This is a genomic window from Pedobacter africanus (genome assembly GCF_040548825.1).
Taxonomy (GTDB): domain Bacteria; phylum Bacteroidota; class Bacteroidia; order Sphingobacteriales; family Sphingobacteriaceae; genus Pedobacter; species Pedobacter africanus_A.
In genome coordinates, this window is record NZ_JBEPSL010000001.1 from 2,360,711 (window position 1) to 2,384,233 (window position 23,523).

Consider the following 23,523-nt stretch of genomic DNA (forward strand, 5'->3'; position numbering starts at 1 on the left):
TATTAACGATAAGCAATGTTTTGAAAATCAGGTCCCATTTTATCCACTTCCGATTGGGGCACCGGCCACAGGTAATGTTTGTCTTCAAATACACGGGTTACATTTCCCGGATCCTTAAAGCCGTTCATTACCGCCCTGGCAACCTTCCATCTTTTGATGTCGTAATAGCGCAGCCCTTCAAAAGCCAGTTCCACCCTTCTTTCATTGCGCACCAGGTCGCGGGTCAGCACCGTTTTTGCCGGCATAGTGATCCCCGGTCTTGCCCTGACATCGTTAAGGGCCTTCAGTGCAACCGCATCCATAGTTGTTCCTCCGCCCATCTCGGTTACAGCTTCTGCATACATCAGCAATACGTCTGCATAACGCAGTTTTACCATGGCCTGCTCGCTTCCTGTAGCCCCGGCATTGCCATCATTCACATTAATATTGATGTATTTGCGCAGGCCCAGGTTATTTACAGAGGGTGACTCAGCTTTTCCTTTATCTACATTATTGAAACCAATAGTGGTATTGTAGGCCCATTGCGCCCCTGGTGTAAAAATGGTCAGTTTTAGTCTTGGGTCCCTGTTCTGGTAAAAATCGTTTCGCATCCTGTCGTTGATGTTGTAGGAAGAAGGTACTATTGGAGCTACCGGCTTTGTGCCATCGCGCATTTCATAGGCATCGGCCAGGCTATGCAGCGGCACCATCGAAAAGCGCGAGCCATACAGCAGGTCGAGGTTATGTGTTGCATTCGGACTAAGCGCTTTGATCGAAAAAATGATCTCCGGGTTGTTGTTCTGCGCGCCGAAAAATATCCCCTCGTAGCTATTTGCAATGCTGAATTTCTTTTCGTCTATGACCAGCTTTGCTGCAGCCGCTGCTTCCGGCCACATTTCATTGTACAGGCAAATCCTGGCTTTCAGGGCAAGGGCTGAGCCACGTACCGCGTGGCCATTGCTGTAAGCCGTATTTGGCAAACCTGCGGCTGCCGCATCCAGATCTTTAATGATTTTTGCCACAACCTCAGCTTTTGTGGATTTCTTTACCTTAAATACCTCCGGGCCAAAACCCAGCTCTTCGGTAACCAAAGGAACATCTCCGTACAACATGGTTAACTCATTGTAGAAAAAAGCCCTTAAAAAATAAGCTTCGCCCGTCATGCGTGCTTTGTCGGATGGCTCAAGGCCAGGCACCTTATCCAGGTTGCCCAAAAACCAGTTACAGCGGGCTATGCCCCGGTAAGCGTCTGTCCACATTCTGGACTGTATGCCTCCGGTTGCAGAAGTAAGTACCCCTCTGGATATATCGGTATAGCTGTCGAGTGTGGAATTGCTGTAAGCATTGTCGGTCAGGCTTTCAAACTGCATGGAAGAAAAAGAACTGACATCAATGGAGAAAGCCGGGGTGCGCAGCGTACTGTAACAGCCTGCAAGCGCAAGGTCAGCATCCTTTTTTGAAGTCCAGAAAGCTTCGTTGGTCAGTTTATCTGTCGGCTGCCTGTCCAGCAGTTCGTCGGTACATCCTGCAAATGCCATTGCCGATAACAGCAGCACTATATATTTTATATTTTTTACTTTCATCGTCTTAAAAATTAAAAGGTGGTTTTAATTCCGAAGGTATATACATTGGCCTGCGGGTAAATTGCAAAACGACCGCTGGTATTGTTCAGGATCACACGTTCCGGATCTCCTACAAAATCGGTGAGGGTGAACAGGTTATCGCCAGAAAAATATAACCTCAGGTTCTGCATGCCTATCTTTTTAATAAAATCTGTTTTAAAGGTATAGCCTACTACAAGGTTCTTAAGTCTCAGGTAAGACGCATCCTGCAGCCAGAAAGATGATGCTGTAGTAATGGGTGCATAGTTGTCAACATACATCCCCGGCAGTGTACTGCCTGGATTTTCCGGCGTCCAGCGGTCGCGCCAGAAGGTTGGTGGTGGCGACCATTGCCTGAAAGCTCCATAGCCCCATTCATTGGTAAATACCTTTCTGCCCGCCACGCCCATAAAGAAGGCCGAGAGGTCAAAACCTTTATACTCCAGCCCAACATTGAAGCCATAGTTAAAATCGGGGTGCTGCCCGTCGATCACTACCCTGTCAAAAGGATCTATCTTGCCATCGGGCACACCGTTTGGCCCGCTACGGTCGGCAAAGATCAGGTCGCCCGGTTTCGGATTGTTCTGGTGTTTCGGTGCAGCGTCAATCTGTGCCTGGTTCTGGAAAACCCCAATGGATTCCAGCATATACCAGGAATTCCATGGCAATCCTTCCCTCCTGATCTTGTTGCTCTGGATCTCTTCAGGGCCAAATTTGGTAACTGTATTTTTGTAGGTATAGAAATTGGCGCCAATTTCATAGCCTACATTGCCGATCTTATTTTTATGCGATAATGTAAATTCAAAACCGGTATTTTTCATGGCCCCCGAATTTATGGTAGGTGCACCCATACCCACGAAATCGGGCAGCTGTGCCACACGCAGGATGTCTTTGGTGTTTTTATGGAAATAGTCGAGTGTACCGCTAAGTTTACCCTTGAACAGGTCAAAATCCAGTCCTATACCTGCAGCCGTAGTGGTTTCCCAGGTGATGTTGGGGTCCGAAAGGTTCTGCGAAACGATACCTGTGGTAAGGCCATCAAAAATATACGTTCCATAGTCGAGCAGGTTCTGGTAAGGGTAATTGGCGATGTTCTGATTGCCCAGCTGCCCCCAGGAGCCGCGAAGTTTGAGGTTATTTACCCATTCCAGCTCTTTAAGAAAGCTTTCCTGGGAAATCCTCCATCCGGCAGAAACTGCGGGGAAGAGCCCCCAGCGTTTGCCTTTGCGGAACCTGGACGAACCATCGTACCGGAAGGTTGCTTCAAACAGGTAACGCTGATCGTAAGCATAATTCAGCCTGCCAAAAAGCGATTGCAGGGCCCATTGATAGGCATAACCATTGGCGGTTTGTGCATCACTGCCCCCTGCGTTCAGGTCTGGCAGGTTCTCGGAAGGGAAATCCCTGCGGAAACCTGCCTGCTGTTCGTAGTCGAAACTTTCCTGATTGTACCCTCCGACAGCGCTGAAATGATGTTTTTCATTGAAGGTCCGGTCGTAGGTCAGCGTTGCATACGCCGTATAATTGATAGATTCCTGTTTGGTTTTGCGTAGGGTAATAAAGTTGCCCAGGTAGTTCTGCTGGGGCTTATACACACCCTGTGCATCAGGCTGAAACAGAAATGTAGGCAAAGGAATGCGTTGTGCGGTCTGCAGATCGGTATTGTACCTGGCTGCCCCTCTTATTTCACCGGTAAGGCCCTTCGCCAGGTTAAAGTTCAGGTAGCTGATCCCGGTGATGCCATACTCCCTGTTCAGGTCTTTGCTGGTCTTCATTACGGCATAGGCATTCTGGTTGGTTGTCTCAAAATCGTAGGCCTTGCTCACTACCCTTCCGCTGCCGTCGGGCAGGTAGGGCGACCAAAGCGGATGCTGGGCGTAGATGCTCAATACCAGATTCTCTGCATTGTCTACCGGATCTCTCCTGTCGCCCTGCATAAAACTGATATTGGTACCAAAAGTGACCACTTTACTCATTTGTGTCTTGAAATTCAGTGAGGCATTGTACTTTTTATACCCGGTTTCGATCAGGATACCTTTCTGGTCCAGATAACCCAGGCCAAAATTATAGGTGGTTTTGCCCTCGCCACCGTTAACACTGAGAAAATGCTGTTGCATAGGTGCATTTTTAAACATCAGTTTGGCCCAGTCGGTATTGGGAAACTGTGCGGAGCCATTCCCATTGCGGTAAGCATCAATCTGTGCCTGACTGTACAGCTTGGCCACATTTTGCCCGGTACGGTTGATACCTTCATTGCTCAGTTCCATAAATTCAACCGAATTCCAGATCAGATCGGGTACACCTGCAGGCTGCTGTATGCCATAGTTGTAGCCATATTCAATATTCATTCTGCCTTGTGCACCCATTTTGGTGGTGACCAGGATTACCCCGTTTGCTCCCTGCACCCCATAAATTGCTGCAGAGGCCGCATCTTTTAAAACGGAAATATTTTCTATCATGTTCGGGTTGATATTGCTCAGTGAACCCGGTACACCATCGATCAGCACCAGCGGATTATTTCCGTTAGCCCCAAAAGTACCTACACCGTGAATTTGTATAGAAGGGTTTTCCTGGCCTGGCTGTGCAGAATTCTGTATGATCTGCAGGCCCGGCACCTTGCCCTGCAGCAACAGGTTCGCATTGGGTGCAGGCCTTTTGATCAGTTCGGCAGAAGCTACAGTCGATACGGAGCCCGTCAGATTCACCTTTTTCTGTGTGCCATAGCCTACTACTACAATTTCAGACAGGCTCGAATTTTCTTCTGCCAGTCTGACATTGATGGTGGTCTTTCCGTTTAAAGGAATTTCCTGTGTAGCAAAGCCAACAAAGCTGAATACAAGTATACCTTTTTGATCAGGTATAGCTAAGGTATAGTTTCCCTGCTGATCGCTCACCGTACCGGTTGATGTGCCCTTGAGCTTTACACTGACACCAGGCAGCGGACCGCCCTTTTCATCGGTGATGCGGCCACGGATGTCTATCTTAACCACCGTATTGATGCTATTTTCCCTGAGCCGCTCTTTGATCACAACAGTTTTTTCACTCAGCAGATAGGTAAAAGGCTGCCCGGCAAAACAACGGTCAAGCACCTGCTCAATCGTTTCGTTCTTTACATACAGATCTATCCGTTTGGCTTTTCTGAGGTCCGCTTCATCGTAGAAAAAGTCATAACCGCTTTGTTTCCTGATCTCTTTAAATATCTCTTCCAGCGTAGCATTTTTCTGTGAAAGGCTAAGGCGCTGGGCCATTCCGGCCTGTGCAAACTGGAGAAAGGCGCTGAGTAATAAAATGCTGGTAAATTTAACGCGCATAAGTATTTTTTGTCGTAAGCCGGGTGGCTTACCTACAGATTGTTTGTAAAAGTTCATACATTTGGTTAGTTGGGTTAAACGAAAAATTAACAGTTTGAGGGTAATCCCAGCCATTTTTACCGGAGGTGGTTCCAAGCACTTCCGGTTTTTTTTGACCTGCAGCAGGCCGCAGGCCCTGGCATTTGTAATGCTTAGTTAAGTTGCTTGTTGTCTCATTTTTTCATACTTGTTTTGCTATTTGGTTATTATTATTTGTTGTTTTTATGGTCTGCTCACGATGACCTTCTTTCCTGCTATGCTAAATTTCACCTTGCCGGTAGATTCCATTACCTTGAGTACCGAGCTGATGCTTTTAGATCGCGATACATATCCCCCAAACTTCAGGTGGTCCAGATTTTCGCTATAAACCACCTCTACATCATACCAGCGGGCAATTTTGTTCATGATGCTCTTCAGGTCCTCTTTTTTAAATACAAAATCCCCATTTTTCCAGGCCATTACGGCTTCCATATCTGCATCCCTTACCACAATCCCGCTGCCGGTAACCAAGCTCTGCTCACCCGGCTTCAGCAGCCTGGAAATCTTTTCTGCTCCGTCTGCAATATTTACACGGACCGAGCCCTCCAATAAAGTTGTTTGAATGTCTTTCTCATCCGCATAGCTGCTGATGTTAAAATGCGTTCCCAGTACTTCCACTTCCTGTCCGCCTGTTTCCACCAGAAATTTCACTTTACGTTTGGCCACTTCAAAATACCCCTCACCTTTCAGCTGTACTACACGCCTTTCGTTCTCAAATTTTGTGGGATAACGTAACGACGAAGACGAATTCAGCCAGACCTTTGTACCATCTGGTAAATTCACCTGGTATTGTCCTCCTTTTGGCGTTTCTATGGTGTTAAAGGCCGACATGCCTTTACGATCTCTTTTTTTCTGATCAGCTACCGCATATACGAGCTGTCCATCTGCTGTTTTATGGATACTTAATCCTTCCTGCTGTGCAATTTCACCGCTGTCAGCATCAGTCAGGGAAATTTTCCGCCCATCGGCCAGGGTAAGAAAAGCTTTGTTGCCCCCGGGCACTATGGCAGTAGAATTCACCTGCCTGCTTACAGCGGATTTTACAGTCTCCGACTGCCTGTAATATAGTGCAGTTATACTCCCGACCAGCAGGAATGCTGCCGCAGCAGCAAATTTTAATCTCCGGCTGTATTTTCGCGTTTTATTTGCACTAAGTTCCTTCCATATTGCTTCTTTATTGCGCAGCGCAGATGTTTTATCCAATTGCGCGGCTTCCTCTGCACTCAGTTTGAGGTACCAGCTCTCCACCATCGCTTTTTCGGCTTCAGTGCATAAACCTGCGTTGTACTTACTCAACAGCTTTTCCGGATCGTTTGTCATCATTTAATTTACCATTCTGGTTTTCAAGATGTATGACAGGAAGCGGGTACCGCTGGGGGTACGTGGAATAAAAAAATCAGGAAATAAATGTGGTAATTAAACCAATGATGAAGCCAAATTTGGGTTTCAATATCTTTAAGGCCCTTTTTACCTGGGTTTTTACCGTAAGCTCGGAGAGCTGCAGCTGTGATGCGATTTCTTTGTGAGACAGGTGCTCAGTACGGCTCAGTTTGAAAATCTCACCCATCTTTACAGGAAGGGCTTCGATTTCCTGTTCAATGATATGTTTCAATTCTTTTTCCCGCACAAGTGCATCTGGCAGGCAGGGATCTTCATCAATGAATTCCTTAAGCGAATCCAGGTAGCGTCCTTTCACTTTCCTGTGTTCAATGAGATTCAGCACCATATTCCTGGTTGCCGTGTAGAGATAAGCAGAAAGACTTCCGTTCAGTAACAGGGTATCCTTTTTTCGCCATAACAGCTCAAAGAGTTCCTGAACAATGTCTTTAGCCTCATCCTCATCGCGTAGTATTTTCAGGGCATGGAGGTAGAGTACGCCATAAAAACGTTCAAAAATCTGCTTATAGGCATCGTGATCCCCTGTTCTGAGCAGCACAAATAATTCTTCATCCGTATGTAAGTGTTGTACCGACATAAAATGATTAAATTATCTTGGTATTACATTTGGTTAGCTTCTAACCAAATGTAATACATTAGAAATTGCTCAGTTTGGCATTACATTCAGTGATTTTGGCATAAATCACAAAGCAAATTACTTATAGATCAAATCTGGCTATATATCCACCCCCTTCACCGAGTTCAAGCTGGATACTGTCGGCTTTACGATAGGTTTTGTTTTCTACCGTTAAAGCCCCTGTATTCCCTTTTGTATCTTTCACCTCCATGGTTTTATAGGCATCACGGATAAGAAAAGACAAAGGAATATTCAGTTTTTTAGGTTTCGAACCGTTTATTACAGCCAGGAACCAGGTATCGCCTTTCCGGCGGGCATATACTGCAGCCTCTCCTATTGCCGATCCCGGTAAAACGATGGTCTCATCCCAAACGGATGGAATGCTTTTGATCATTTCCACCGCAGGATTGTTCAGCAGGTTTTGCGGACTGGCAGCATAGGTAAGCAAAGGAGCACTGAAAATTGCAGCTGTAGCCACCTGGTGTGCCCATGTGGTATTTTTACGTCGTTCACCGAAATGTACAGGAGTATATTCCGCATGTCCGGCAATAAAACGGGTAAAAGGAAGCGTAACATTATGTCCGGCCCTGTCGGCCAGTTTACTGGCTTCCATACCCTTAACCGCTTCGCGTGTAAGTTCATTTGGCCAGGTACGTTCCGTACCGGTAGGTTTATTTGCCCCGTGGAAGTCCAGCATCAGCTGCAAAGCCGCTGTTTCTTTAAGAATATCCTGGTACAGGTCTACCACATCTTTACCTTCATGATCGAAGAAATCCAGTTTCAGACCGGCTATGCCCATGTCATGGCACTTCTTAAAGAAGGCCTGCCTTTTACCGGCATCCCATAAATCCTTTGAGTGTTCCCACAGCCAGATCCCCACGCCTTTTTCCTTCGAATAATTCACCAGGTCCTGCAGTTCATTGTCGCTCCAGCGCCTCCAAAACCCTTCCAGGATATTGTGTTTGAAACCCAGTTCTGCAGCCATTCTTGAAAATTCCTTCATATTGGCCACCGTATTTTCGCCGCCATCGTCCAGGTATCTCCACACTGCAGGCCCGGGCTTTATCCATGCTGTTTTGATTCCTTCGGGAAACAGCTGTTTGTCAGGCGGCGGACAAAGGTTATGCACCATATCGTTGTTGACCAGGCCATGCAGGTTCTCTGCAATCATGATTACCCGCCATGGTGTATGGATGGTTCCGGTAATTGCAGCGGGTTTCGAACGTTTCAAGGTATCGTCCGGACTATAACGGAGTTTATAAGGGTACGAAGTAGGCTGATTTTGCGGCAGCCGCAGCACCATTCCCTGTTTTCCATTGCTTTGCAGGGCCATACCGCCATAGTTTTTAAGATCAGCTTCGGTTATAGCCACATAAAACTTACTGGCCGGCAGCTGAAAGGTTACTGAAGGCGCTGCCCATTGCCCGGCTTTTACCGTATCCAATAATCTCTTTTCATAAACACCTTCATAGTGCATGTACAGATCATGGTACCAGGCGGCAGTACCTTTGGGCAAAGTAAATACCGTAGCCTCGTCTGCAATTCTTTTCTCCTGTTCTTTACCCGGAACAATTAGCCTGAAGGCAGCGCCGTCATTAAAAACACGCACATCTAAAAAATAATTCAAGCCTCCTTTTGAAACCGGTATTTTTGCACCTTTATAGTGGTTGCGGGCAATGGAATGTACACCATACCAGGGATACTGTTCGTCGAGCTCGTAAACTTCGGGCCTGCCCAGAGCCACAGCCTCCGTAATGGTTGCCCCATCAACAGACATGCTGATAGCAGAAGGTTCAACTACCTGGCTGTTGTTGCCGGAGATGAAATAGCTGAGTTTGTTCTTTTGTACAGAAAGGTTAAATGAGATTTTCTGATCGGGGCTTTTCACAACGATACTGGTTTGTGAAAAAGCTTTTGCTGCCGCAAATAACAGCAGCAAAAGCAGGTAATTAATCCTAACCATAACCAAATATATTTACAAAAAGTCAGGATTCTGTGTCCAAACGTTTCTCATGATATCCATTTGCCCCAACGGGATTGGGAACAGATATGATTTGAATTTACGTTTTGCCCCCGCATTATTGTAAGGGACTTGAGGGATGACCTGGGCCGCAATCTTCCAGCGGATCAGATCGTTGTAGCGCAGGCCTTCAAAAGCAAGCTCTACACGGCGCTCATTTCTGATGATATCACGCGTAAGCGCCAGTTTAGGCGGCATATTTACACCAGGTCTTGCCCTTACATCGTTCAGGGCTTTCAACGCGCGGCTATCGGCGCCTTGTCCGCTTTCAAACATGGCTTCAGCATACATCAGCAGCAGATCTGCATAGCGGATCTTGATCATGTGCTGATCACTCAATGTAGCACCGGAAGCATTATTAACGGAAAGATTAACCCATTTTTTTATGGCCATTCCGGTATAAGGGATCTGGCCCTCGGCAGTACTGCCGGTTTGTTTAAAGCCGTCCTTGTTGTAGGCCCATGGATCGCCCGCTTCAAAAATGGTCATTTTCCTGCGCGGGTCGTTGGGCTCATAAGCATTTCTCATTTCAACTGTAGGAAATATAGACATACGGCCGCCAATAATCTGGTCCAGCGAATGGAAGTCATCAGGCGCTCTGAACTGTACGGAGAACATGATTTCTTTGTTATTGGCCTGAGCACCAAAGAAAATACCTGCATAGTCTGGTGCCAGCTGGAAAGGATTGGCAGGATCACCGATCAGGCTCCATGCTGTGGTAGCGGCCTCGGCAAAACGCTCATTGTTCAACAAGACCCTTGTTTTTAAAGCAATGGCTGCACCTTTAACCGCACGGCCGTCTGTATAGGCCAATTGCGGAAGGTTGGCGATTGCATAATCCACATCTTTCAGGATTTGGGTTACCACATCAGCTTTTGGCGACCTTGGTGTATTCAGGAAATCTCCTCCTGGTACAGCAGGTTGTAAAATCAGAGGCAGATCGCCATAAAGCTGCGTCAGTTCGTTATAATAATAGGCCCTTAGGAACATCGCTTCGGCCCTCATCTTTTTATTGGTAGCTTCCGGCAGATTCGGTACCCGATCTACATTGGCCAGGAAATAATTGCATGCTGCAATGCCCTGAAAGCCGAAAGTAAAGGTTTTACTGACAATACCTCCGGTGGCGGAATTATGGTCACCCCGCATCACTACATCAAAAGACTCATAACCTGATGTATTCGAAGCATTGTCTGACAATGCTTCCCAGTACAGGCCATTTCCGCTTTGGTTTTTGCCATTGGAAAAAATAGGTTCTTTGAGTTTGGCGTAGCAAGCTACCAGGGCTTTATTGGCCTCTCCTTCTGTACGCCAGAAATTTTCTTCTTTTGGATTGGAAAGCGGATCCTTATCCAGTTCTTTTTTGCAGGATGTGGCCAGCGCAACCAACATCAACAGCATTCCGGTTTTTATAATTAGTTTCATGTTATTCCTGTTTAAAGCGTAACCTTAAGTCCGAATGAATAAATTTTTGCCTGTGGGTAAATGGCAGCCCTTCCATTTGCCGATGCCCTTTCAGGGTCACTTCCTTCAAAGAAATTGGTGAAGGTAAGCAGGTTGTCGCCTGACACATATAACCTCAGGGCCTGAATTTTTGCCTTATTCAGCAATTTGGCCGGCAGGTTATAGCCCAGCTGCAGGTTCTTTAACCTCAGGTAAGAAGCGTCCTGCAACCACCAGTTAGACACCTGTGTATTCGGTGCATAGAGCTCATTAAAAATATGTGGTATGGTATTGGAACTCCCTTCGCCGTCCCAGGCATTCCTCCAGAAAGTCGGCGGCGGACCAGCTTGTCTGAAAGGTGCAATCCCCCATTCTCTTACATAAATTTTACGTCCCTGTACTCCCTGAAAAAAGAAGCTGAGGTCAAAATTTTTGTAATCGGCATTTACTGTCAAACCGTAATTAAATTTAGGGAAAGCTCCCCCTACCACGACACGGTCATCTGTTGTTATTTTGCCATCTGGCACACCATTCGGCCCGCTTACGTCACGGTACTTCATATCGCCTGGTTTTGGTTTTACCAATGGGGTCGGTCCGTTGTCAATCTCGGCCTGGTTCTGATAAATGCCATCAAACAGGTACATATAAAAGGAATTGTAAGGCAAACCTTCCTGCCGGATGTAGCCATTGGTATTATCTATTTCACGTGCACCAAACTTTACCAGTTTGTTTTTATAGGTCTCAAAATTACCCTGCACCTTATATCGAAAATCGTTTATTTTACCCTGATAACCCAGCAAGAACTCAAAACCTGTATTTTTCATTTCTCCGCTGTTTACTGTTGGCCCCGTAAGTCCGATAAAATCGGGCACCTGAAGTTCCCTCAAAATATCAGTGGTACGCTTGTTGTACCATTCTACCGAGCCAGACAAACTTGAGTTGAACAAGCTGAAATCCAAACCTGCATTGGTCACGGTTGTTGTTTCCCATTGTACATTGCGGTTGATCAGGTCGGTTTGGGTAACTCCCTGCTGTAAACTACCCCCTATAAAATACAGGTAGGGGTTTAAAACGGATTGGTAAGGATAAGGCATATCTTCAGTCAAAAGCGTACGGGTTACGTTCTGGTTACCGACCTGTCCCCAGGATACCCTTGCCTTTAAGCTGCTGATCCAGTTTACATCTTTCAGAAAATCTTCCTGGTTGATCCTCCATCCGGCCGATGCGGAAGGGAAAAAGCCCCATTTATTACCTCTTGGGAAACGGGATGAGCCGTCGTTACGGAAGTTCAGTTCCAGGAGGTATTTTTCCTTATAATCGTAGTTTAACCTTCCAAACAGGGATTGCAATGCCCATTCATAACTCAAACCATCAACTGTTTGTCCGCCCGGTTCAAAAATACTTGGATCAAGCAGATCGCCTGAAGGTGCATTTCTTTTGAAACCCTGCAGGCGGTCGTACCTGAAGGTCTCCTGGCTAACACCTAGCAGAGCGTTCAGGTTATGATTTTCTGCAATTTTTTTATTGTAGTTCAGGGTTCCGAAAATGGTGTACTGTACGTCCTTGTCATCGCGGACGGTCAGGTTGTTTTCACCAACCGTACCATTCCATTGGGTGTTGTAAAGGTAACTTCCATTGGCTTCAGGCAGGAACATGTATCCCGGAACACCCACGATATGCACCTTGGTTTCTCTTTCATTGTATTTTACAGCACCTTTGATCTCGCCTTTTAACCCTGGAAGAATGTTTACGTTCAAATAAGCAGAGGCCAAAGCATAGTGGTTATTCAGGTACCTGCCACCGTTTTCGGCCATGGCTACCGGGTTTTTGTTGCCACCTTCGAATATATAAGCTTTGGCAGCATACCTTCCGCTGCCATCAGGCAGTTTAGGGGTAAACGTAGGGTGAGCGGCAAGGGCGCTCAGGATCTGATCTTCCGTCGAATTTCCCTCAAAGTTCCCGTTTAGTGCCGTTTCATTACGCTTTCCTTTTGAGAAGGAAATGTTGGTTCCGAAAGTTACCCTTTTGTTCAGTTCCGTTTTGAAATTAAACTGTACATCGTATCGTTTATAGCCAGTGGCGATCAGCATACCATCCTGATCCAGATAACCTGCACCAAAATTATAGGTTGTACCTTCTTTACCTCCGTTTACACTCAGGTAATGCTGCTGCATAGGTGCTTTGCGGAAAATCGCATCCATCCAGTCAAAACTAGGGTACTGAGCAGGGTTGCTAACTGCACCCTGGCGATAGGCTTCAATTTGTGCAGGTGTATAACGCTGATTGGTACTTGTTCCGGTATGATCAATTGCCTTGTTCAGCAATTCCATAAACTCGACGGAATTGGTGATCCTGTCGTACATAGAAGTGGCACGCTGACTACCAAAATTATAACTGTAATCGACATTTAACCTGCCGGCCTTACCTGCTTTTGTGGTCACCAGAATTACACCGTTTGCAGCCCTGGAGCCATAAATTGCCGCAGAAGCCGCATCTTTTAGCACCGAGATATTTTCAATCTGGTTGGGGTTCACATTATTTAAGTCCCCTTCAACTCCATCTATCAAGATCAGCGGATTGTTGGTAGCTTTACTGAAAGTACCCATACCACGGATCTGGATACTGGCGGCTTCCGCTCCAGGTTGTCCGGAATTCTGGGTCACCTGCACTCCCGGCATACGCCCCTGCAGTAAGGAAGTTGTATTGGGTGCCTGGCGGGTAGTGAGTTCATCACCAGAAACAGAGGCAACGGCTCCGGTCAGATTTACCTTTTTCTGGGTACCATAACCTACCACTACTACTTCCGTAAGCGCCTTATCTTCCTCTTTCATCACCACATTGATGCTGGTCCTGTTGTTTACCGGGACTTCCTGCGTGGCAAAACCAATAAAAGTAAAAACGAGTGTTCCTGAACCATCGGGCAATGTTAAGGCAAAATTACCATTGCTATCAGTCATGGCCCCGGTACTGCTGCCTTTCAGCTTAATGCTTACACCAGGCAATGGTTCCCCCTTATCGTCGGTTACCTTACCCTTAATGTCTATTTTCTGCTGTACAACAGTAGTGTTATTCAGGGCCGTCTGGCGCTCACGGGGTTTTACAATTACCGCCTTGTCCTTAATCACAAAAGTAAAAGGCTGATCTTCAAAGCAACGTTTCAGTACTTCTTCCAATGTCTCATTTTGTACGGAAAGGTCTATCTTTTTAGCATTCTTCAATGCGTTCAGGTCGTAAAAGAAATCGTATCCGCTCTGCTTCCGGATTTCTTTAAATAACTGTTCCAGTCGCGCACCTTTTTGCGATAAAGTGATGCGCTGGGCCTTACCGGCCTGGGCAAACTGCAAAAATACGGTGACCAGTAATATGGTGGTTATTTTCATCACCAGTAGAAATTTATGTACAAAGCCTCTTGGCTTACATACGGATTGTGTGTAAAAGTTCATACATTTGGTTAGTTGGGGTTTAAACGAAAATTAACTGTTGGAGGGCAATCCCAGCCATTTTTTTACCGGGGGTGGTTGCAACACTTCCGGTTTTTTATTGATGGCATTATTACCTCAGTCTAAGGGCTATGCGGTATGGTATTTCTTTTTTTCATGCTGTTTAAATTTTTGGTTTTGCTGTTTATTTTGTTTTATCTGTTACCGTAACACGCTTGCCTTCAATATCGAAATGCACGCTGCCGGTTTCTTCCATAATTCCGAGTACGGATGAAATATTTTTTGAGCGCGATATGGAGCCGCCAAACTTCAGGTTGTCGAATGCGCCTTTATAGATCACCTCTACATCGTACCAGCGGGCTACTTTTCTCATGATGCTTTTCAGGTCTTCCCCATCGAAAATAAAATCGCCCTGTTTCCAGGCAAGCACGGCCTCAAGGTCTGCTTTTTTCACCTGTATTCCCTTTTTATCCAGCTCGCTTTGCTCGCCAGGTTTTAAGGTCACCTTTTCAGCTTCTGCAACCGGTATTACACGGACTGAACCTTCGGCAAGGGTGGTTTTAACGCTGCCTTCATCGGCATAACTGTTGATATTAAAATGCGTACCCAATACCTGTACCTCCTGTCCGGCAGTTTTAACGACGAAGGGCATCTCCCGGTTTTTAGCTACTTCAAAATAACCTTCTCCGGTTAGGGTTACCACCCGCTTATCTCCCGCAAACTTTGCAGGGTAACGAAGCGCAGAAGCCGCATTTAACCAAACGCGGGTACCATCGGGCAGATTGATCTGGTATTTACCCCCTTTAGGGGTTTCAATAGTATTCCATAAATTGGTGCTGGTTTCAGTATCCTCTTTTACCGTATAAACCAACTGTCCATCAGCGGTTTTAGTAATGCTTAACCCGGCCTCTTTGGCTATTTCGCCATTGGCCGCATCGGTAAGGGAAATTTTCCGGCCGTTGGCCAGGGTCAGAAAGGCTTTATCCCCACCCGGCACAATATCATTTTTTGCAGTGCTGTTTGTTAAAGAGGTTGTTTTTTGGCGATTGCCAGCTAAATATACAGCCGATATCACTAAAAACACTACAGCTGCCCATGCAGCAGCTTTAAAGAGATATACCTTTCGGGATGCAGATTTATCGAAGCGTTCAGCAGTCTTTTCAGCCAGAGAGGTCCAGACCTCATCTTTGCTTTTGGTGATGACCTCATGCGCAGGTGCCTGCTGCCGCTCCAGTTCCAGGTACCAGCTTTCCACAATTGCTTTTTCTTCTTCAGAGCAACTGCCGGCTTTATATTTTTCCAACAATTTGTGCGGATCCTTCTGCATACCGTTTACCTGTTTTTTTGGTTTTATAACAGTATGACAGGAAGCTTAGGGGGTATAGGGTACTCCGTTTTAAAAAAAAATAAAAAAAATACCAACCCCGGCCGGTCTCGCCTTTCAGGGTTGGTATTTGTGAGCTGGAGAAAACTACAATTTATCCAGTATTGCCTCGAGCGACTTCATGTCCAGATCCCGGCCTATGATCTTTCCTGTAGGGTCGACCAGCACCGTAGTCGGGTATTTGCCGATGGCAAATTGCTGCAGGGAAACACTTTTATTGCCCTGCTCATCTATCACCTGTAACCAGGGTAGCTTTTCCTTCTCCAGGTCTTTAAGCCAGGCTGCCTTACTGTTTTCTGTAGCCAAACCTAAAATCTCAAATCCTTTACCCTGGTATTTGGCATATAAGGCCCGTAGTTCCTTAAAGGCCACATGACATGGGCCGCACCAGCTTCCCCAGAAATCGATCAGCACATATTTACCCTTTAGCGAAGAGAACTTCAGTGGTTGGTCTTTCGGGTCATTTAAAGTAAAATCTTCAATAAAACTGCCGATAGCAGATTTCTTGCGGCCATTGACCTGGCTCAGTAAATTACGGCCAAAAAAGTTGTCCATTACCGCCGGATCCAGCTTTTTACTGAGCGCTTCCGCAGTGGGCAGGTCCAGGTTCTCTACATAACTTTGCATCAGCAATACCGATGCGAAGGAATTCGGGTGCGCATTTACCGTACTGATCAGCTGCTTTTTCAGCAGTTCATTATAGGCTGCTTTTCCTTTGGTATACTCCGCTATCATGTCTTTATATTTCTGCGCTGTAGTATCCCGCTTCATATCATAGAGGTAAGCCTTGCCGTATTTAGCGATCAGATCGGTCATCAGCTTTTCATAAACCGGATCTGTAGCTTTTGCAAATGCGTCATAAATAAAAAAACCGCTGCTCCCCTTTACTTCCGACTGATTAAAACGCAGCATATCGGCTTTGATGCTCATTTCCGAAGCTTTCTCAAATGGAATGACCAGTACCGAATAATCACCTGTAGTTTTTTTCTCATAGCCACTGTAAAAGGCATATTCTCCGGCCTCTGTAAATGGTCTGGAAAAACTGAAAGCACCATTGGTGATTTTTGCGCTATCGCGGACCATTTTGGGCTGATTGGCAAACAGGTAAATATATTCGCCGTTGTATTTCACATCGGCCTGGCCTTTGAAAACAACTTTTTTTGCCGGAGCAGGACTTTGTGCAAGGGCATTGATGCCTGATCCTGTGATCAGGACCAGGGCTAATGTATAGAACTTATTCATCATTATTCAGCAGGATTGGGTTCCATCAGGCCATTGGCGCTCATCTCGGCCATTGGAATTGGAAGTATAAAAGAGAATCGGGATTTAACAGCTGGCCTTATGCTTTGCAGCGTAGCCATAGGAAGCCTGCGCATCGCAAACCAGTCCAGCCCGCTTTCCTGCAGGAAATTTTTCCTGACTTCCTGTACAATTAAGAATTGCAGGGCCTCGGGTGTATTTGCTTTATCCACGTTACTAAAATCGGTAAGTCCGGCACGCTTCATCACGTCTGTTAAACGTAATTTAGCCTTTGCCAGATCACCCTTTGCCAGGGTAATGGCCTCTGCCTGGGTAAGGTAAGCCTCCGTTAAGCGGAAGGCATAGCTGTTGCATACCACAGGTGTTTTAACCGGCAGCATTGCATTTCCTGAATAGTATTTTGTGATGGAAGGCAAAATTCCATTGATATTCTTTGCGTCTTTATACATCCAGTCTTTCCTCGGATCGTCGGTCAGCAAATCCTTTAAAGCCGGTGTCACATAAAAATCTACGCTGCTATTGTTGAGGTAAAACTTGTGCCGCTCAGTAGGAAAAGGCTGCACCGCCAGCATCACCTCTTCACTGCTGAAGCCTTTTACATGGAACAGATCCTTTAAATTTTGTTCAAGCTTAAAATTACCGTTCAGTATGATATCCTCCGTCAGGTTAATTACCTGTTCGTAATCCCCTGCTGCCCCACGGTTGATCAGCACACGGGCCTTTAACATTTTGGCTGCCCAGAGGTTAGTATAGTGGATCTTGCTGCCTCTTGGAGGCAAATCTGCAATCGCCTCGTCCAGGTCTTTAAGGATGGCATTATAAGAAGCTGCTACAGAACTTCGGGCCATTCGTATTTGTTCTGCAGATACAAATTCGTTCCTCAATATAATCCCGTATTTGCTGTTGATATCGTAGTACTGCCCAAAATAAAAGAGCAGGTCTGCATTTCCAAAAGCACGGAGGAACTTCGCCTCCGCAATCATTTGTTTTTTACGTTCTTCCGGGATGTTTTTTACGGGTACTACATTCTTTAGAAAACCATTGGCCGCATTTACAATATCGTAACCATACTCCCATTTGGAGCTAAGGATATTGTTGGGATTGCGGTAGGCCATATTCATAAACCCATCCTGTCCGTAAGCATAAGCCAGGGTTCCGGCCAGTTCTGAAGGCATGATCTCATTAACGGTGGCCCATCTCACAGATTCTATTCCAGTTAAGTTATCCATGCCTGCATAGGCAAAAGCATAATAAACACCGTTCAATACGGTTTCAGCACTTTTGAGGTCTATGATCACATTGCCATCTACCAGCTTGTTGGTAGGGTAAACGTTTAGCTGCTTGTCGCAGGAGATAAAGGTACCCGCGACGAGCAAAAGCAGCAATAATCTGTATTGTATGTATTTCATTTCAATGTTGTGTTAAAATCCAAGTTTAAGTCCTAATGAAAATGTGCGCACTACCGGGTAATTGCTCACGTCAAAATAACCACCGCCTACGCTATAGGTATCATTGGTGGTTTCAGGATCATTTCCCGGATATTTAGTCAGGGTAAACAGATTGGTGGCCGACATAAAGACCGAGGTATTGTTCAATCCAGCCCGCTGCATCCATTTTGTTTTGTTAAACCTGTAGTTCAGGTTCATGGTCCTCAATTTCAGGTAGGAGGAACTGAATACATCGATGCTGGAAGGCATCGGCATGGTTCCCTCCAGCACCAGGCGCTCGCGATCGGTGTTGGTATTGCCGGCATGGTAGCGGTTCAGCATAATCACATTGGCATTGGCCGCCCCAGAGAACTGACGACTGCTTACATGATCGCCCCAGAGCAGCTTGCCTCCTTGCGAAAAGGTAAAGAACAATTGCAAATCCAGGTTTTTATAGCTGAAGGCCTGGCTCATACCTCCGTAATACTTAGGTGCCGCATGCGCCATGATTGTCCTTTGATCGGCAAGTGCTGAATTACGCGATTTAAAATACTCATAATCCAATTGGTACATCGGATCGCCAATGCCCAGGTAAGGATATAAAATAGGCTGCAGCGGACCAAGCTCTTTTTTATAGGCATTCAGCTGGTCCTGGGTTTTAATGATACCCATAAAGGTATAACCCAGCATCATTCCCAAAGGCATTCCTTCCCTCATCAGGGTATTCTGCCATTCCAGGCCGGTCATGTTTCCGATCTGACGCAAGCTGGCCGTCGGGTCCAGCCTGGTCACAATAGTTTTGTTCCAGGTCAGGTTTAAGGAAGCGTTCCACCTGAAATCCTTTTGCTTTATAATATCACCCTGTATGCTGAACTCAAAGCCCCTGTTTTTCAGGTCGGCCGTATTGGCGAGCAAGGTATAGTATGAAGTACTTGGTGCAATTGGCAGGTTAAGCAGTGCCCCATTGGTGCGTTTATCGTAATAATCGGCCGTAAGCTGTAACCTGTTGCCAAACAAAGAAACATCCAGTCCCAGGTCTACAGATTTGGTACTCTCCCACTTAATGTTCTCATTACCAAGCTGGGTTGGTGTTAAGGCATTGGCCCCGGCATAAGCCTTAGGTGTATATAAGGTACGGTACATCTGGTCGCCAATGTTCTGGCTTCCGGTAAGCCCGTAACTTCCCCTCAGTTTAATGTCTTCTATCCATTTCACGTCTTTCAGGAAGTTCTCTTTGGAAATCCTCCAGCCCAAAGCGGCCGAAGGGAAATAGCCAAATTTGTTGTTGGTACCAAACTTGGAAGAACCATCTGTCCGCCCGGTAAAGGTGAACAGGTATTTATCCATTAAAGTATAGTTTGCACGCAGGTAGAAGGATAATAAATAACTCTGCGGACCACCTGGTTCATCGCCACGTGTAAATAAAGGGGTTATGGCCGAAGAGAGATTATTTAAGGAATGGTCATTTGGATATCCTGAAGCCGTAGCACTGAAAAAGCTGTTTTTCCTGGTTTCATAGGATGTACCTGCCAGCACATTGATATCGTGAATGTCGGCGATGGTTTTGTTATAGGTAAGCGTGTTTTCCAGGAACCAATTGCTCATCCTGCTGTTGGAATTACTGCCAATACCTGAATTTCCGGAGGTACTGCCAAAATAATTTCCGGTAAGGATAAAGCTGGGCATGTAATTGCGCTGGTTATAGGTCTGCATGTTCAGGGAAACGGTGCTCTTAAACTCCAGTGCCTTGGTGATGTCGTATATTGCAGACAATGAGCCCAGCATACTGAATGTTTTGGCATTGTTTGTAGCCTGCAACAGGCCAGCCGGGTTTTCATAGCCCATGTAATCTTCGCCCGCGCGTCCTGCAAATGAAACCGGCATGCCGTTTTCGTCGTAAGGTGCCAGGTCTGGTCTTGCCCTTAAGGCTTGTCCATAAGCACCATCCCCAATGTTCTGGTTGGTATAGCCCAGGTTTAAATTGGTGATGAACCTGAATTTGCTGCCAATCTCATTCTCAATGTTCAGCTTGCCGGCTACGCGCTCATAGTCGGTAGACTTTAACACACCAGGTGTCCGGTTAAAGGAAATGGAACTGAAATACTTGGATGCTGCGCCACCTCCCTGTACAGAAAGATCGGCATTGTGCGACACGGTATTGCGCGTTACTTCTTTCAGCCAGTTGGTATTGGCCTTGCCGAAAAACGTGTCGGGGCTGTTCAGTATCTGATCTACATTTTCAGGGATATAGTCATCGCCTGCGGCCTCGGCAGCATCAAATAAATTCTGTGCCGATTCCGTAAGCAGCATCCTGTACTGCTCTGCATTTAACAATTTGGGCAGTTTAGGCGTGGTTACGGTTGAATAGTAATTTGCAGTGATCTGGGGTTTCATGTCCTTTTTACCTCTTTTGGTGGTAATCATCACTACCCCATTTGCTGCCTTTGAGCCGTAAATTGCGGTGGAGGAAGCATCCTTAAGGATACTGATGGATTCAATGTCCTCTACGTTAAGGCCGCCAAGACTATTCAGGCCATTGGTAAAGGCGGTAGATAGCCCTGCATTCATGCTTCCCATCCCGTTAATTTCGTTGCCCACAGGACTGCCGACATCAAATCCCGGGTTAACGAAGTTATTGGTTACCTGGACCGGTACGCCATCAATGATGTACAGGGGGTCGTTTCCGCCCAGTAAAGAACTGGATCCCCTGATCCTGATGCGCACGGCACCGCCCGGAGAGCCATCGGCCTTGGTAACCTGCACTCCACTGGCCCTGCCGGCCAGGGCATTGTCTACCGTAGCAAAAGGCGCATCTTTGAGGTCTGCCGCGTTTACTACAGCCACTGAACCGGTAAGGTCTTTCTTTTTGGTATTGCCATAACCCACTACCACCACCTGGTCCAGGCTGGAAGTTTCGGGCTCCATGGAAATGTTGATGGTAGTTTGTTCTGCAACAGAGACCCTCTTTTGCTGATAACCGATATAGCTGAACACCAGCAGATCGCCCTTGTCGGCTTCAATGCTGTAAGCACCAGACCCTTCGGAAATGGTGCCCTTCCCGGTTGTTTTGTTCAGGATGGTAACGCCCGGTATTGGCCGTCCTCCCTCATCGGTAATTTTACCCTTAATGGGGTTCTTCTGGTTAAACAGGTTCAATACCTTATCCGCGAGCGATTGAGTTGCTTGTTTTACAACAATATTATTGCCGTTAACAATGCTGAACGTTAAGGGAAGTGATTTGAAATGCGTGTTCAGCACTTCTTCTATACCTGCATTTTTTACATGGATGCTTACGCGTTGCCTGTAAATATTGTTGTCGTACAGAAACACATAGCCCGTTTGTTTCTCAATTGCTTTAAAGACCTTTTCTATCGGCACATTTTGCTCCGATAAAGATATCTTTTGGCCGTATCCTACAGCACTTGCCTGCATTAATGTTACAAATAACATCAAGGTGGTAAGCTTCATAATTCTTACTAGAAATTTTAATTTCACTACTTTTGTAAAGTTTGGATTAATAAAAAATGGTTTAGATGAATTGTTTTCCCTCAGGGGATTGGTCCGGACATTTATGCGGGGGTGCTGGTAACACCTCCGCATTTTTCCATTCCTAAGTGTGGCTCAGGTTAGTATTTTAATCATGCTTTTTGTTGGGTTTAAGGTTTAACAATATTTTTCTGAGGTACTTTCGGCCTGCCTTTTTCCAGGCTCAGTTCTACGTCAAGCAGTTTCAATACCTGCAGTGCCTGAGGGGCATCCATGTTTCTGTATAACTTGCCCGAGAATTTTCTGTCGCCAGGAAATTCTGTTGAAATGACGTCGATATCATACCAGCGCGAAAATGTGCGCAATATGGTTTTCAGGTCGGCATCTTTAAAATAAAACAACCCGTTTTTCCAGGCTGTAGCCAGTTCCGGATCGGCCTCTGTTACTTTTATGCCCGAACCGGAGCCCACAACAGCTTGTTGCCCTGGTTTCAGGATAATGCTGTGCTGCTCATCCGACAGGGTATTTTTGACAAGCACACGCCCCTCCAGCAAGGTAGTTTTCATGCTGTTTTCATCAGGGTAACTGCTGATGTTGAAATGGGTACCCAGTACTTCCACCTCCTGGTTTTTGCTGACAACAATAAATGGCATGTGCGCTCCTCTTTTTGCTACTTCAAAGTAGGCCTCACCACTCAACTGTACCTTTCTTTCCCTGCCGTTAAATCTGGAAGGAAAGACAAGCTTACTGGCTGCGTTTAACCAAACCTGAGTGCCATCAGGGAGGGTTACCTGGTAAGTACCACCGCGCGGGGTAGCGGCGGTTAACTGAACTACAGTAGCAGCAGTTTTTGGTTCAGCAGGTGTATTCACCGGACTGCCATCATTGTAGCTTAGCTGATCAGTATCGATCACCACTCCTGTTTTTGCACCGCTAAGCTGAATGGTTTCGCCATTGGCAAATGTTAAAGTCGCCTGATTATGGCCTGGGGCAGCATGGTTTATTGCAATGACCAGCTCAGGATTGGAACCTGGTAGCTTGTCTTTGTAAAACCATAGCATTACCAAAATAACAGCGGCCGCTGCAACCATGCGCAGCCAAAGCTTGCTTACCGGCTTTTTGGCAGGAGTCAATCCTGCCCTCATTTTAGTACCCTGCCAAAGCTCTTCGCCAAGCCATTCAAAACTGTCCTCATCGGTCAGTTTCCGTTCATCCGAAGCGCTGAGATACCAATGCTCTATAAGCGCTGTTTCTTCTGCACTGGCCTGGCCGGCTAAATACTTTTCTAAGATCCTGTCTGCTCCCTCTTTATTCATTGATAACATGGCCTCCCTATACGGCCTTTAATAACAAAACACATGAAAAACAGACTGGGGGTATTGCCTGGTAAAATATTTTTTCTTTTGCCAGCTATCTTAACAGCAGCAGCAATGCCAAAGCAGTAGTGCCGGTATCTTTTAACCCCAGTTTAATCTGTTTTAATGATTTGTTGATCTGCTTTTTAACTGTCTCATCTGATGTACCCAGGCGTGCAGCAATTTCTTTATGGCTCAGGTTTTCCTTTCGGCTCATTTCAAAAACCTGGCGCATTCTGGGTGGCAGATTTTGGATTTCGCGTTCAATGGCTGCCAGCAGGTCGCGCTCGTTTAAGAGTTCCAGCGTTTCGTTGCTGGTTTCGCTGGCAAACGCAGCCAGAGAACCCAGGTAATCGTTGCGGTATTTCTGTTTGCGTATCAGGTTCAGCACTTTGTTCCGGGCAGACACATAAAGGTAACCCGACAAATTAATGTTTTGCGGAAAGCCGGTATGGTTAATCCATAAACCACTAAACAAGTCTTGCAGCAGGTCCTTAGCTTCGTCCTCATCGCGCAGCATTTTGTAGATATGCGCATACATCAGGCGCCAGTACCTGTGGTAAATTACCGTAAATGCAGGTTCATCCCCGCCCCGCAGCAAGTCCGCCAATTCTTCATCAGAAAGTTCAAGATAATCCACCATCCTTAATACAAACTTAGCTAAAATGTAAGGGAAACAGCTACTAAAGCGTTCTTGTTCATCGTAAACATTTGTGTACGCTAAAACT

At 46.1% G+C, this 23,523-nt stretch carries 13 protein-coding genes; all 13 read right to left on the bottom strand.

Going from position 1 to position 23,523, the window contains the following annotated elements; genetic code table 11:
- Positions 1–2: 2 nt before the first annotated feature.
- On the bottom strand, positions 3–1,562 hold the full coding sequence (locus ABIE26_RS09640; RefSeq protein ID WP_310137372.1) for a RagB/SusD family nutrient uptake outer membrane protein: 1,560 nt from the start codon (positions 1,560–1,562) through the stop codon (positions 3–5).
- 11 nt (positions 1,563–1,573) lie between these two features.
- Positions 1,574–4,948 (bottom strand): TonB-dependent receptor, encoded by a 3,375-nt coding sequence (locus tag ABIE26_RS09645; protein ID WP_310137370.1) that lies wholly within the window; start codon positions 4,946–4,948, stop codon positions 1,574–1,576.
- A gap of 204 nt (positions 4,949–5,152) precedes the next feature.
- Positions 5,153–6,292: a FecR family protein gene (locus ABIE26_RS09650; protein WP_310137368.1), complete on the bottom strand. Its 1,140-nt coding sequence runs from the start codon at positions 6,290–6,292 to the stop codon at positions 5,153–5,155.
- Positions 6,293–6,365: 73 nt separating this feature from the next.
- Positions 6,366–6,944 carry an RNA polymerase sigma-70 factor gene (locus tag ABIE26_RS09655; RefSeq protein ID WP_310137366.1) on the bottom strand — a complete coding sequence of 193 codons (579 nt, stop codon included), beginning with the start codon at positions 6,942–6,944 and terminating at the stop codon, positions 6,366–6,368.
- Between the two features lie 121 nt (positions 6,945–7,065).
- Positions 7,066–8,946: a glycoside hydrolase family 97 protein gene (locus ABIE26_RS09660; RefSeq protein WP_310137363.1), complete on the bottom strand. Its 1,881-nt coding sequence runs from the start codon at positions 8,944–8,946 to the stop codon at positions 7,066–7,068.
- 12 nt (positions 8,947–8,958) lie between these two features.
- Positions 8,959–10,425: a RagB/SusD family nutrient uptake outer membrane protein gene (locus ABIE26_RS09665; protein ID WP_310137360.1), complete on the bottom strand. Its 1,467-nt coding sequence runs from the start codon at positions 10,423–10,425 to the stop codon at positions 8,959–8,961.
- Between the two features lie 11 nt (positions 10,426–10,436).
- Positions 10,437–13,886 (bottom strand): TonB-dependent receptor, encoded by a 3,450-nt coding sequence (locus ABIE26_RS09670; protein WP_310137357.1) that lies wholly within the window; start codon positions 13,884–13,886, stop codon positions 10,437–10,439.
- A gap of 181 nt (positions 13,887–14,067) precedes the next feature.
- The gene (locus ABIE26_RS09675) at positions 14,068–15,210 is read right to left on the bottom strand and encodes a FecR family protein (RefSeq protein WP_310137355.1); all 1,143 of its coding nucleotides are present in this window, start codon (positions 15,208–15,210) and stop codon (positions 14,068–14,070) included.
- Between the two features lie 144 nt (positions 15,211–15,354).
- The gene (locus ABIE26_RS09680; protein ID WP_310137352.1) at positions 15,355–16,512 is read right to left on the bottom strand and encodes a TlpA family protein disulfide reductase; all 1,158 of its coding nucleotides are present in this window, start codon (positions 16,510–16,512) and stop codon (positions 15,355–15,357) included.
- Positions 16,512–17,936 carry a RagB/SusD family nutrient uptake outer membrane protein gene (locus ABIE26_RS09685; protein WP_310137350.1) on the bottom strand — a complete coding sequence of 475 codons (1,425 nt, stop codon included), beginning with the start codon at positions 17,934–17,936 and terminating at the stop codon, positions 16,512–16,514. The genes ABIE26_RS09680 and ABIE26_RS09685 overlap by 1 nt, the downstream gene beginning before the upstream one ends.
- A 12-nt stretch (positions 17,937–17,948) precedes the next feature.
- On the bottom strand, positions 17,949–21,422 hold the full coding sequence (locus tag ABIE26_RS09690; RefSeq protein WP_310137348.1) for a SusC/RagA family TonB-linked outer membrane protein: 3,474 nt from the start codon (positions 21,420–21,422) through the stop codon (positions 17,949–17,951).
- 188 nt (positions 21,423–21,610) lie between these two features.
- A complete protein-coding gene (locus ABIE26_RS09695; protein ID WP_310137345.1) occupies positions 21,611–22,756 on the bottom strand; it encodes a FecR family protein in 1,146 nt (381 codons plus the stop codon).
- Positions 22,757–22,850: 94 nt separating this feature from the next.
- Positions 22,851–23,438, bottom strand: coding sequence for an RNA polymerase sigma factor (locus tag ABIE26_RS09700; protein WP_310137343.1), 588 nt, complete (start codon positions 23,436–23,438; stop codon positions 22,851–22,853).
- Positions 23,439–23,523: the final 85 nt, after the last annotated feature.

Coding starts and splice junctions, on each gene's coding strand:
- ABIE26_RS09640 (WP_310137372.1), bottom strand. CDS start 1,562: ATGAAAGTAAAAAATATAAAATATATAGTGCTGCTGTTATCGGCAATG.
- ABIE26_RS09645 (WP_310137370.1), bottom strand. CDS start 4,948: ATGAACTTTTACAAACAATCTGTAGGTAAGCCACCCGGCTTACGACAA.
- ABIE26_RS09650 (WP_310137368.1), bottom strand. CDS start 6,292: ATGATGACAAACGATCCGGAAAAGCTGTTGAGTAAGTACAACGCAGGT.
- ABIE26_RS09655 (WP_310137366.1), bottom strand. CDS start 6,944: ATGTCGGTACAACACTTACATACGGATGAAGAATTATTTGTGCTGCTC.
- ABIE26_RS09660 (WP_310137363.1), bottom strand. CDS start 8,946: ATGGTTAGGATTAATTACCTGCTTTTGCTGCTGTTATTTGCGGCAGCA.
- ABIE26_RS09665 (WP_310137360.1), bottom strand. CDS start 10,425: ATGAAACTAATTATAAAAACCGGAATGCTGTTGATGTTGGTTGCGCTG.
- ABIE26_RS09670 (WP_310137357.1), bottom strand. CDS start 13,886: ATGAACTTTTACACACAATCCGTATGTAAGCCAAGAGGCTTTGTACAT.
- ABIE26_RS09675 (WP_310137355.1), bottom strand. CDS start 15,210: ATGCAGAAGGATCCGCACAAATTGTTGGAAAAATATAAAGCCGGCAGT.
- ABIE26_RS09680 (WP_310137352.1), bottom strand. CDS start 16,512: ATGATGAATAAGTTCTATACATTAGCCCTGGTCCTGATCACAGGATCA.
- ABIE26_RS09685 (WP_310137350.1), bottom strand. CDS start 17,936: ATGAAATACATACAATACAGATTATTGCTGCTTTTGCTCGTCGCGGGT.
- ABIE26_RS09690 (WP_310137348.1), bottom strand. CDS start 21,422: ATGAAGCTTACCACCTTGATGTTATTTGTAACATTAATGCAGGCAAGT.
- ABIE26_RS09695 (WP_310137345.1), bottom strand. CDS start 22,756: ATGAATAAAGAGGGAGCAGACAGGATCTTAGAAAAGTATTTAGCCGGC.
- ABIE26_RS09700 (WP_310137343.1), bottom strand. CDS start 23,438: ATGGTGGATTATCTTGAACTTTCTGATGAAGAATTGGCGGACTTGCTG.